Annotated in this window: 5 protein-coding genes; 4 read left to right on the top strand and 1 reads right to left on the bottom strand. The window is 75.4% G+C overall.

Features of this window, described 5'->3' with window-relative positions; translation table 11 throughout:
- From ABD308_RS08030 to ABD308_RS08020, 3 genes are all read left to right on the top strand, one after another.
- The coding region (locus ABD308_RS08030; protein ID WP_344329755.1) for a non-ribosomal peptide synthetase at positions 1 to 1,584 on the top strand (1,584 nt) is incomplete at its 5' end.
- A 190-nt stretch (positions 1,585 to 1,774) separates the two neighbouring features.
- Positions 1,775 to 7,414: a non-ribosomal peptide synthetase/MFS transporter gene (locus tag ABD308_RS08025; protein WP_344329753.1), complete on the top strand. Its 5,640-nt coding sequence runs from the start codon at positions 1,775 to 1,777 to the stop codon at positions 7,412 to 7,414.
- On the top strand, positions 7,411 to 10,572 hold the full coding sequence (locus tag ABD308_RS08020) for an amino acid adenylation domain-containing protein (protein WP_344329752.1): 3,162 nt from the start codon (positions 7,411 to 7,413) through the stop codon (positions 10,570 to 10,572). Before ABD308_RS08025 ends, ABD308_RS08020 begins: the two co-directional genes overlap by 4 nt.
- Here the strand turns inward: ABD308_RS08020 and ABD308_RS08015 are convergent.
- Positions 10,569 to 11,183, bottom strand: coding sequence for an SRPBCC family protein (locus ABD308_RS08015; protein WP_344329750.1), 615 nt, complete (start codon positions 11,181 to 11,183; stop codon positions 10,569 to 10,571). The two genes, ABD308_RS08020 and ABD308_RS08015, sit on opposite strands and share 4 nt — an antisense overlap.
- A 92-nt stretch (positions 11,184 to 11,275) precedes the next feature.
- On the opposite strand from ABD308_RS08015, the gene ABD308_RS08010 reads away from it, so the two are divergent.
- On the top strand, positions 11,276 to 11,911 hold the full coding sequence (locus tag ABD308_RS08010) for a TetR/AcrR family transcriptional regulator (RefSeq protein ID WP_344329748.1): 636 nt from the start codon (positions 11,276 to 11,278) through the stop codon (positions 11,909 to 11,911).

The raw sequence follows: 11,911 nt of genomic DNA, 5'->3' as shown, positions 1-11,911 counted from the left end.
CGCGACGACCTGGTCGGCCTGCACCTCGCCCGCACCGCCGACCTGCTGGCCGCGCTGCTCGCCGTGCACGCCGTCGGCGCCGGCTACCTGCCGCTGGACCCCGCGTACCCGGCCGAGCGGCTGGCCTTCGTGCTCGCCGACTCCGGCGCCGCCCTGCTGCTGGCCGACCGCGAGCCCGCGCCTGAGGTGGCCGCCGCCGCCCCGGCGGTGCTCCGCCTCCCGCGGACGGCGGACGCGCCCGCGCCGGCGGACGCCGAACCGGGCCGGCTCGCCTACGTGCTCTACACCTCCGGCTCCACCGGCCGCCCCAAGGGCGTGGAGATCGGCCACCGGGCGCTGGTCAACCTGCTCGCGGCCTTCGCCGAGCGGCTGGACTCCGGCCCCGGGGACGTCTGGCTCGGCCTCACCTCGCTGTCCTTCGACATCTCCGCCCTCGAACTGCTGCTGCCGCTGACCACCGGCGGGCGGCTGGTGCTGGCCCCCGACGGCCTGGCCGTGGACGGGCCGGGGCTGCGCGCCCTGGTCGAACGCGAGGGCGTCACCCACGTCCAGGCCACCCCCTCCGGCTGGCGGGTCCTGCTCAGCGCCGGACCGCTGCCGTCCGGGCTGACCGGCCTGGTCGGCGGCGAGGCCCTGCCGCTGCCGCTGGCCCGGCAGCTGCGGGCCGGCACCGACCGGCTGCTCAACGTCTACGGGCCGACCGAGGCCACCATCTATTCCACCTGCGCCGAGCTGCCGGCCGCGCCGGAGGCGGTCCGGATCGGCCGGCCGATCGCCAACACCCGCGCCCATGTCCTGGACGCCCGGCGCCGGCCGCTGCCGATCGGGGTGCCCGGCGAGCTGTACCTGGGCGGCGACGGACTCGCCGAGGGCTACCTGGGGCGGCCCGAGCTGACCGCCGAGCGCTTCGTCGACGACCCGTTCGGCGCCCCCGGCGACCGGCTCTACCGCACCGGTGACCTGGTTGCGTGGAGCCCGGAGGGCGAACTGGAGTTCCTCGGCCGGCTCGACGACCAGGTCAAGATCCGCGGTCACCGAATAGAGCTGGGCGAGATCGAGTCCGCGCTGCTCGCCCACCCGGACCTCGCCGAGGCCGCCGCCGCGGTGCACCGCGAGGAGGACGGCGAGGAGCCGTTCATCGCCGGCTACCTCGTCCCGGCCGCCGCGAGCGCCGCCCCCTCCTCCGCCGAGCTGCGGGCCTTCCTCCAGCGCTCGCTGCCCGGCGCCGCCGTCCCGCAGCGCTTCCTGGTGCTCGACCGGCTGCCGCTGACGCCCAACGGCAAGCTGGACCGGCGCGCGCTGCCCGTCCCGCCGGTGCCGGTCGAGGCTGCGGCCGCCGGGCCGGACGGCGAAGAGCCGCGGGACGAGGTGCTGACGGCCGTGCTCGGGATCTGGTCCGAGGTGCTGCGGCTGCCCGACCTCGGCCCCGAGGAGGACCTCTTCGAACTCGGCGGACACTCCCTGACGATCATCCAGATCACCGCCAGGATCCGTGACCTGCTCGGCGTCGAGCTGGACTTCGACGTCTTCTTCGCCACCCCGACCCCGCTCGGCATCGCCGCGGCCGTCCGCGAACTGCGCTGACCCCCGGGCGGCGCGGCCCACCCCGCGCCGCCCGCTCCCGCACCGCGCTTCCCGCTCCCCTCCCCGCACCGCGTCTCCCGCTCCCCGCACCGCGCCTCCCCTCCCCCTGCGGCCGGCCCGGGCCCCGACGGCGATCCCGCCCGACGGCCCGACGCCCACCGCCCCGACGTGCGCCGAAATGGAACACCCGATGACCGACCCCCAGGACCCCGCCGCCGGGCTGTCCGCGACCAAGCGCGCCCTGCTGGCCCAGCGGCTGCGCGCCGCCGCGGCCGGTTCGGCGGACACCGCCGGTCCCGCCCCCGCGAACACGGTCCCCGTCCGGCCGCCCGGCGCCGAGGTGCCGCTCTCCAGCGGCCAGGAACGGCTCTGGTTCATGGACCAGTTCGCCCCCGGCTCCACCGCCTGGGCACTCGCCCCGGCCCGCCGGCTGCGCGGCCCGCTCGACCGGACCGCGCTGGACGCCGCCCTCGCCGACCTGCTCGCCCGGCACGAGGCGCTGCGGATGACCTTCCCCGCCACCCCCGAGGGCACCGCACAGGTCAGGATCGCCGAACCCGGCCTGTTCGCGGCCGAGTTCGTCGACGCCACCGACGACCCCGATCCGGCCGCCCGCGCCGCCCGGGAGCTCGGCGAGCGGGTCGCGCAGCCCTTCGACCTGGCGGCCGGCCCGCTGCTGCGCGCCCTGCTGGTGCGCACCGCCCCGGACGAGCACGTACTCGGCCTGGTCATGCACCACATCGTCAGCGACGGCTGGTCCCTCGACCTGCTGCACCGCGAACTCGACGCGCTCTACGCCCGGCACGCCCACGGCACGCCCGACCGGCTGCCGGAGTTGCCGGTGCAGTTCGGCGACTACGCGCGCTGGCAGCGCGAGCGCCTGGCCGGCGAGGCGCTCGCCCCCTCCCGGGCGTACTGGCGCGAGGAGCTGGCCGACGTCCCCGCCCTGGAGCTGCCCACCGACCGGCCCCGGCCGCCGGTGCTGACCTTCGAGGGCGCCGCCACCGAGTTCCACTGGAGCCCCGCACTCGGCCGGGGCGTCGCCGCGCTGGCACGCGCCTCGAACGCCTCCGGGTACATGGTGCTGATGGCCGCGCTGCAGACCCTGCTCGGCCGGCACGCCGGCCAGCGGGACTTCGCGATCGGATCGGCCGTCGCCGGCCGCCTCCACCGCGAGCTGGAGGGCGTGGTCGGCCTGTTCGTCAACATGCTGCCGGTCCGGGCCCGGCTGGAGGGCGATCCCACCTTCACCGAACTGCTCCGCCGGGTGCGCGGCACCACCCTCGACGCGTACACCCACCAGGAGGTGCCGTTCGAGCAGATGGTGGCCGACCTCGACATCGAGCGCGACGTCAGCCGCTCCGCCGTCTTCCAGGTCAGCTTCGCCTTCCAGAACTACGCCGACCGCAGTGCCGCCGGCGCTGCGGGCTCCCCCGGCGCGCCGGCCTCCGAGGGCTTCGGGCACGAGGCCGCCACCACCCGCACCGACCTCGCCTTCTACCTGCGGGAGAAGTCCGACGGCGGCCTGTACGGGCTGCTCACCTACCGCACCGACCTGTTCGACGCCGTCACCGTGCGGCAGTTGGCCGAGCGCTTCGAACTGCTGGTCACCGCGGCGGTGGCCGACCCGGAGCGGCCGGTCTCCCGGCTGCCGCTGCTCACCCCCGGCGAGCGCCGGGACGTCCTGGAGCGCTGGGCCGCCGGGCCCGCGCTGCCCGACCCCGCCGACGGACCGCAGACCCTCACCGCCCTGCTCGACGGCACCGCGCGCGCCCACCCGGACCGCCCTGCCCTGGAGTTCGAGGGCCGCACCGTCGACTACCGGGAGCTGGACGAGCGCGCCAACGGCCTCGCCCGCCGGCTGCGCTCACTCGGCGTCGGGCCGGACGACCGGGTCGCGGTCTGCCTGGAGCAGTCGCCCGAGCTCGCCGTCGCCCTGGTCGGCGTCCTCAAGGCGGGCGGTGCCTACCTGCCGCTGGACCCGGAGCAGCCGCCCGCCCGCCTCGCCCACCTGGTCGCCGACGCCGGGGCGCGGGTGCTGCTCACCGACACCGCGCTGCGCGAGCGCTTCCCCGGCTACGAGGGCACCGCGCTGCTGCTGGACACCGACCCCGCGCCGCGCGACCCCGCGCCGCTGGAGGAGGCCTCGGGCCCGGAGCAGCTGGCCTATGTGATCTATACCTCCGGCTCCACCGGCGCCCCCAAGGGCGTCGCCGTCCAGCACCGGCAGATCCTCAACTACCTGGCCGGGGTGCGGGAACGGCTGCGGATCGAACCGGGCGCCGGCTATGGACTGCTGCAGTCGCTCTCCTTCGACTTCAGCATCACCATGCTCTACCTCGCGCTGAGCACCGGCGGCCGGGTCCACCTGCTGCCGCGCCGCATCGCCGGCGCCGAACTCGCCGAGCGCATCGAGGAATTGCGGCTCGACTACCTCAAGATGACGCCCTCGCACCTGGCCGCGCTCGGCGCCGACGCCCCCATGGAGCGGCTGCTGCCGCGCCGGGCGCTGGTGCTCGGCGGCGAGGCCTCGGCCTGGCCGTGGGCCGCCGAACTCGCCGCCCTCGGCCGGTGCGCGGTGTTCAACCACTACGGCCCGACCGAGGCCACCGTCGGCGTGACCGTGCACGAGGTCACCGCCGGGGCCGCCGGCCCCGGCAGCACCCCGATCGGCACCCCGCTCGCCGGGGCCCGCTGCCACGTCCTCGACGAGGCGATGCAGCCGGTGCCGCCGGGCGTCGCGGGGGAGCTGTACCTGGGCGGTGACCGGCTGGCCCGCGGCTACCTGGGCCGCCCCGAGCTGACCGCCGAGCGCTTCGTCGAGGACCCGTTCGGCGCCCCCGGCGACCGGCTCTACCGCACCGGCGACCTGGCCCGCTGGCGCGCCGACGGCACGCTCGACTACCTCGGCCGGGCCGACGACCAGATCAAGGTGCGCGGCTACCGAGTGGAACCCGGCGAGGTCGAGGCCGCCCTCACCGCGCTGCCCGGCATCACCCAGGCCGTCGTCCTGGCCCGCGGCGAGGGGCTGCGGCAGATGCTGGTCGGCTACCTGGAGCACCCGGGCGACGGGCCCGCCCCGGCCGCCGCCGACCTGCGCGAAGCCCTCGCCGAGGTACTGCCCGACTACATGGTCCCGGCCCGCTTCGTGGTGCTGGAGCGCCTGCCGCTGCTGGCCCACGGCAAGGTCGACCGGCGCAACCTGCCCGAGCCGGAGGAGCCCACCGCCGGCGGCGAGTTCGTCGAACCGGAGGGCGAGGCCGAGGAGTTCGTCGCCGCCCTGTGGGCCGAGCTGCTGGGCGCGACCCGGGTCGGCGCCCTGGACGACTTCTTCGAACTCGGCGGGCACTCCCTGCTGGCCACCCAGGTGGTCGCCAGGCTGCGCCGCCATTACCCCGAACTCCCCACCCCCGTCGGGGTGATGGACCTCTTCAAGTACCCCACCGTGCGCCGGCTGGCCGCCCTGGTCAGCGACCCGAACGCCGACCGCGGCCCGCGCAGCCTGCTGCACCTGCTCACCCCGCCCGGCCGCAAGGTCGGCGCGAGCCTGGTCTGCGCCCCGTACGGCGGCGGCAGCGCGCTCATCTACAAGCCGCTCGCCGACGCCCTGCCCGCCGACTGGGCCCTGCACTCGCTCGCCGTCCCCGGCCACGAGCTGGGCGAGGAGGCGATGGACGTCGACGAGGTCGCGGCCGGCTGCGCCCAGGAGATCCTGGACAACGTCGAGGGCCGGATCGTCCTGTACGGCCACTGCGGCGTCGGCGTCCGGCTGGCCGTCGAGATCGCCCGGCGGGTCGAGGCGGCCGGGCGCGAGATCGACGCCATCCACCTCGGCGGCATCTTCCCGTTCGCCCGCCCGCGCGGGCGCGGCTCCGCCGTCGGCGAGTGGTGGGCCCGTACCGCGGACAGGTTGCGCAGCGACCAGGGCATGATCAACGCGCTGGCGGCGGCGGGCCTGGACACCGACGAGGTCGGCGTCGAGCAGCTGCGGCTGATGGTCGCCAACCGGCGGATCGGCACCCGGGAGGCCGAGCAGTACTTCACCCGGCTGTTCGAGGGCATCGAGGGCGGCGGGGGTGAGGGGGACGTCCGGATCAACGCCCCGGTCTACGCGGTCTGCGGCGACCGGGACCCGGCCACCGAGTTCTACGAGGAGCGCTACCAGGAGTGGCACCGGCTCAGCGACACCACCGGCGTGGTGGTGCTCGACGAGGCGGGCCACTTCTACCTCAAGTACCGGGCCGCCGAGCTCGCCGAGATCCTCACCACCGTGCACCGCTCGGTGGCGGACGGCGAGGAGCAGCGGCACCGGCGCACCGAGGACGCCACCTGGTGGCTGGCCGGGCTGTCCCGCGACGCCGCGCAGGCCCCCGCCGCCGCGTCCACCGCGGTCCGTCCGACCATGCGCCGCTTCCTCGGCGTCGCCGCCGGCCAGCAGATCTCGATGATCGGCTCGGCGCTCACCGAGTTCGCCCTGCCGGTGTGGATCTACCTCACCACCGGCTCGCTCGCCCAGTTCGGCCTGCTGGCCGCCTGCGGCCTGGTCCCCGGCATCCTCGCCGCGCCGCTCGCGGGCGCCCTGGTGGACCGCGGCGACCGGCGCCGGATCATGCTGTACGGCGACATCGCGGCGGGCCTGACCCAGGCGGTGATGCTGCTGCTGTACCTCACCGACTCCTTGCAGATCTGGCACGCCTACATCCTGATCGCGCTGCTGTCGACGGCGCTGACCTTCCAGCGGCTGGCCTGGAACTCGGCGGTGCCCCAACTCGTCCCCAAGCGCTTCCTCGGCCGTGCCAACGGCGTGGTGCAGATGGCCTTCGGCCTCGCCCAGTTCCTGGTCCCGCTGTTCGCGGTCGGTCTGCTGTCGGCGATCGGCCTCGGCGGCATCCTCGTGATGGACGTCGCCAGCTACGTGGTCGCCACCGGCGTCACCCTGGCCGTGCGCTTCCCCGACGTGATGGCCGCGCGGCGCCGCGAGAGCGTCACCGCCGAGATCCGGGCCGGGTTCCGGCGGGCGCTCGGCAGCCGGCACTTCCGGGCCATGCTGCTGTTCTTCGCGGTGCTCAACGTCTTCCTGTCCCCGCTGTTCCTGCTCACCACCCCGCTGGTGCTCTCCTTCGCCCCGCTCGCGGCCGCGGGCTGGGTCTCGGTCGCGGCCGGGCTCGGCGCCGTGCTCGGCGGGCTGACCCTGCTGGTCTGGGGCGGGCCGCGCCGGCTGCGGCTGCGCGGCGTCCTGTTCTCGACCCTCGGCGTGGCCGCCGCCTGCCTGGTGACGGGCTTGCGCCCGAGCGTCTGGCCGGTGGCGCTCGGCGCGTTCGGCATGGCGTACGCGCTGGGGCTGGTCAACGGCGTCTACGCGACAATCGTGCAGACCAAGGTGCCGCTGCGCTTCCACGGCCGGGTGATCGCGGTCAACACCATGGTGGCCTGGTCCAGCCTCCCGGTCGGTTTCGCCGTCGTCGCCCCGTTCGGGCCGCCTCTGGTGCAGCCGTGGATCGAGGAAAACGGCGCGCTGGCCGACACCGTCGGCCGTCTGATCGGCACCGGCGAGGGGCGCGGCATCGGCCTGCTCTACCTGCTGTTCGGCCTCGCCATGGCGCTGCTCGTGGCGGCCTGCCTGGCCGTCCCGGCACTGCGCCACTTCGACCGCGACGTTCCCGACGCCGAGCCCGACGACCTGGTCGGCCTGGCCACCCTCACGGCCCGCGCCGAGGTGGCTTCCCCGTCCGTCACCCCCTCGGCGACCTCCGCCGAGCCCTCCACCGCACCCGTCGAACCTGCCGCCGCATCCGCGCGCCGTACCGGAACCGAGGCCGCCGCCCGATGACCACCACCGACCGGACCCTCGACGGCGCCCGCCCCGCCGAGGCCGTCCACCCGCTCACCGAGGAACAGCGCCGGCTCTGGTTCCTCCAGCAGCTCCACCCCGGCGACGCCGGCTTCAACATGTACCTGAGCCGCCGGTGGAGCGGCCCGCTGGACGTCGCCGCACTGCGCACCGCGCTGGACCGGGTGACGGCCCGGCACGAACCGCTGCGCACCCGCTTCGCCCTGGACGGCGAGGCGCCCGTCCAGCTGGTCGAGGCGCCCGCGCCCGTCCCGCTCGACCTGGTCGCGCTCGCCCCCGGCGCGAGCGAGCAGGACTTCACCGAGGCCTGCCGGCCGACCGTCAACACGCCCTTCGACCTCGCCGGACGCCCGCCGCTGCGCGCCGTCCTGGTCTCCTCCGGCCCGGACGAGCACGCGCTCATGCTGGTCGTCCACCACATCGTCGCGGACGGCTGGTCGTTCAAGGTCCTCTGGCGCGAACTGCTCGCGCTCTACCGGGAGGCGCTCGGCGAGGAACCGGCCGCCCTCGCGCCGCTCGCCCTGCGCTACGGCGACGTCGCGCGCGCCGAGCAGGAACGCGCGGCGGCCGGCGGCGCCGAGCAGGCCTTCCGCTACTGGGCGGAGAAGCTGGCCGGCACCGGCCGGCTGCGGCTGCCGCTGGACCACCACCGCCCTGCCGACCCCCGGCACCCGGCGGGGTTCGCCGTGGTCGCCTTGGACCCGGAGCTGACGGCGTCCCTGGACGCGCTGGCCCGGCGCGAGCGCTGCACCCCGTTCATGGTGCTGCTGGCCGCCTACCAGTGCGTGCTGGCCCGCTGGACCGGCAGCACCGACTTCGTGGTCGGCGCCCCGCTCGCGGGCCGCACCGAGGCCGCGCAGGAGGCGCTGGTCGGCTACTTCACCCGCACCGGCGTGCTGCGCGCAGACCTCACCGGCGAGCCCGGCTTCCGCACCGTGCTGCACCGCGTCCGCACCGCCACCCTGGGCGCGCTCAGCCACCAGGACGTCCCGCTGGAGCGGCTCGCGGCCCACCTTGACCTGCCCGCCGAGGACGGCGCCGCGCCGCTCTACCAGGCGGTGTTCGTACACCAGAGCCAGTACGACCTGACCGGCGAGGACGGCGGCGCCCCGCTGCCCGCCGGGGTCCGCACGGCCTCCATGGACTCCGGCTTCGAACGCGCCAAGACCGATCTGCTGCTGGACAGCTGGCGCACCCCGGACGGCGGTCTGACACTCTCCTTCAGCTTCGACCGGGAGGTGTTCGACCCGGCGACGGTGGCCGCGCTCGGCACCCGCTGTCGCGCGCTGCTGGCCGCCGCCGTCGAGGACGCCACCGTGCCGCTGCACGGGGACTGGCTGATCGGGGCGCAGGAGCGCGCCGAACTGCTCGCACTGGGAACGGGCCCGGCGGCCTCCCCCGACGTCCGCCCCGTGCTCGCCCGTTTCGCCGAACGGGCCGCCGCCACCCCGGGCGCGACCGCCCTGGAGTGCGACGGCGAGGTCCTCTCCTACGGCGAACTCGACCGCCGTTCCACCGAGCTGGCCGAACGGCTCGGCCCGGTCGCCGGGCAGTTGGTGGCCGTCCGGCTGGCCCCCTCCTTCGAGCTGGTCACGGCCCTGCTGGCGATCTGGAAGGCCGGCGCCGGCTATCTGCCGCTCGACCCGGCCCATCCGGAGGAGCGACGGCGGCTGATGGTCCGCGAGTCCGGCGCCGTCCTGCTGCTCACGGACGAGGACGGCGCGGGCCTGCGCATCCTGCCCGGCGGCGAGCCGGCTCCCGGTGAAGAGCGCGCCGGCCTCGCCTACGTCCTCTACACCTCCGGCTCCACCGGCACCCCCAAGGCCGTCGCCGTCGAGCACACCGCGCTGGCCGCCCGCGTCGACTGGATGGCGGGCCCCGACGGCTACCGCCTCACCCCCGAGGACCGGATCGTCCAGTTCGCGTCGATCGGCTTCGACACCCACGCCGAGGAGCTGTGGCCCGCCCTCGCCACGGGTGCGTGCGTCGTGCTGCTCCCCGGCGGCGGCCGGACCCTGCCCGAGCTGCTGCGCGGCCCGCACGGCCCGTCCGTCACCGTGCTCGACCTGCCGACCGCCTACTGGGAGGAGCTGGTCGCGCACGACGACCGCACCCCGTGGCCGGCCGCGCTGCGGCTGGTGGTGCTCGGCGGCTCGGAGGCCCGCGCCGACGCCGTCGCCCGCTGGCGGGGGCGACACGGCGACACCGTCCGGCTGGTCAACACCTACGGCCCGACCGAGGCCACCGTCATCGTCGCCGCCGCCGACCTCGGCGCCCCCGACGCCGGACGCCGCCCGCCGCTCGGCCGCCCTCTGCCGGGCGTGCGGCTGTACGTGCTCGACGAGCGCGGCGCCCTGCTGCCGCGCGGCTCGGAGGGCGAGCTGTACATCGGCGGCACCGGCCTGGCCCGCGGCTACCTCGGCCGGCCCGACCTGACGGCCGCCGCGTTCGTCGAGGACCCGTTCGCCGGCGGGCGGATGTACCGGACCGGCGACCGCGCCCGCTGGCGCACCGACGGGACCCTGGACTACCTCGGCCGCACCGACGAGCAGGTCAAGCTGCGCGGCTACCGGATCGAACCGGCCGAGATCGAGTCGGCCCTGACCGGCCGTCCGGACGTGCTGCGCGCCGCCGCCGTGGTGCTCGGCGGCCGACGGCTGGTCGCCTACGCCGTCCCGGCCCCCGGCGCCGAGCCCGCGCCCGCCGCGCTGCGCGAACACCTCGCCGCCCGGTTGCCCGCGTACCTGGTCCCGGACACGGTCGTCCTGATCGACGCCCTCCCGCTGACCCTCAACGGCAAGCTCGACACTGCCGCCCTCCCCGAACCGGCCCCGGCCGCCACCAGCCACTACGTGGCGCCGCGCACCGACGCCGAGCAGTTGGTCACCCAGCTGTGGCAGGAGGTGCTGGGCGTGCCCCGGGTCGGCGCTCTCGACGGCTTCTTCGAACTCGGCGGGGACTCGCTGCTGGTCACCCGGGTGGTCGCCCGGATCCGGGCGGGCGTCGGCCTGGACGTCCCGATCCGCGACGCCTTCGAGCTCTCCACGGCCGCCGCCCTCGCGGCGCGCGTCGAGGAACTGCTGATCGCCGAGATCGAGGCCCTCAGCGAGGACGAGGCCGCCGACCGGCTGGCCTAACGACCGAGGGGCGCGGGCATCCCGGCGGATGCCCGCGCCTCGGCGGCGGCCTTGAGGTCGGCCAGCCACCCCTCCAGGCCCGCCTTGAGGATCTCCGTCGCCATCGGCACATTGGCGTCGACCTGCGGCCCGGTGTGGGTCTCCTCGGTGCTCGCCTTCACCCCGCCCTTGACCCGGCTGAAGTTCCAGACGTGCACCCCGTCGATGTGCACCCCCTCCCCGTCCGCCGGACCGGTCCAGCGGATGCAGGAGCCCTGCTTGACCTGACGCACAGTCGAGACGATGTCCAGGCTGGTGGCCGGAATCCCGGTCCCGGGCGGCACCGGCGTCGTCCAGTGGAACGCCGACCCGGCCCGGAATTGGCCGTGATCCAGCCGCTCCGCGCCGGTGACGGACGCCTGCCAGGACGGCCAACGCTCCACGTCCGTCTGGAGCCCCCAGATCACGTCCAGCGGCGCGTCGATGACGACCTCCGTCCGGTAGCGGACCTGCGCGGACGGATCGACGCCCGCACCCCGGCAGGTCAGCCCCTCGACCGGCTGCGCAGCGGTACCACCCAGCAGCCCGGCGACCAGCGGAACGGTGATGACGGCGGCTCGGATTCCGTACATGGCATTTCCCTCCCTAGAAGCCATCCCATCCGTTAGAAGTTCTAACCCATCGCGGCCCTGACGGTCAATAACCTCCGTGATAGCTTCTAACCATGACCAGAGCGGACTCCACGACCCCCCGCGAGCGCTACCGCGCCCAGGTCCGCGCCGAGGCTTTGGAACACGCCTGGGAGCAGATCGCCACCGCCGGCTCGTCCGCCCTCTCCCTCAACGCGATCGCCAAACAGATGGGCATGAGCGGCCCCGCCCTCTACCGCTACTTCGCCAACCGGGACGAGCTGATCACCGAACTCGTCCGCGAGGCCTACCGCAGCCTCGCCGACACCCTCGCCACGGCCGCCGCCTCCGGCGCTGACCTGGCCGGTCTCGCCCGCACCCTACGCACCTGGGCCCTCGCCGACCCCCAGCGCTACCTGCTCGTCTACGGCACCCCGATCCCCGGCTACCGGGCCCCCGAGGACACCACCGCCATCTCCCAGGAGATCGCCGCCACCCTCCTCAACGCCTGCACCCCCGCCACCCCCGCCACCCCCCTCAGCACCCACCTCGCCACCCACCGCACCTGGGCCGCCGACCACCCTGCCCCACCCGAGGCCCTCGCCCACTTCTTCACCCTCTGGACCCGCCTCCACGGCGTCCTGTCCCTCGAACTCGCCGGCCACTTCAGCGGCATGGACTTCGACCCCGAGGTGCTCTTCGAGTCCGAACTCGCCACCCTGCTCCCCTGA

The sequence above is a fragment of the Kitasatospora putterlickiae genome, assembly GCF_039527695.1.
GTDB classification, from domain to species: domain Bacteria; phylum Actinomycetota; class Actinomycetes; order Streptomycetales; family Streptomycetaceae; genus Kitasatospora; species Kitasatospora putterlickiae.
The sequence above is the reverse complement of the archived record's forward strand: the minus strand, read 5'-3'. Positions and strand labels throughout refer to the sequence as shown.

Coding starts and splice junctions, on each gene's coding strand:
- ABD308_RS08025 (WP_344329753.1), top strand. CDS start 1,775: ATGACCGACCCCCAGGACCCCGCCGCCGGGCTGTCCGCGACCAAGCGC.
- ABD308_RS08020 (WP_344329752.1), top strand. CDS start 7,411: ATGACCACCACCGACCGGACCCTCGACGGCGCCCGCCCCGCCGAGGCC.
- ABD308_RS08015 (WP_344329750.1), bottom strand. CDS start 11,183: ATGTACGGAATCCGAGCCGCCGTCATCACCGTTCCGCTGGTCGCCGGG.
- ABD308_RS08010 (WP_344329748.1), top strand. CDS start 11,276: ATGACCAGAGCGGACTCCACGACCCCCCGCGAGCGCTACCGCGCCCAG.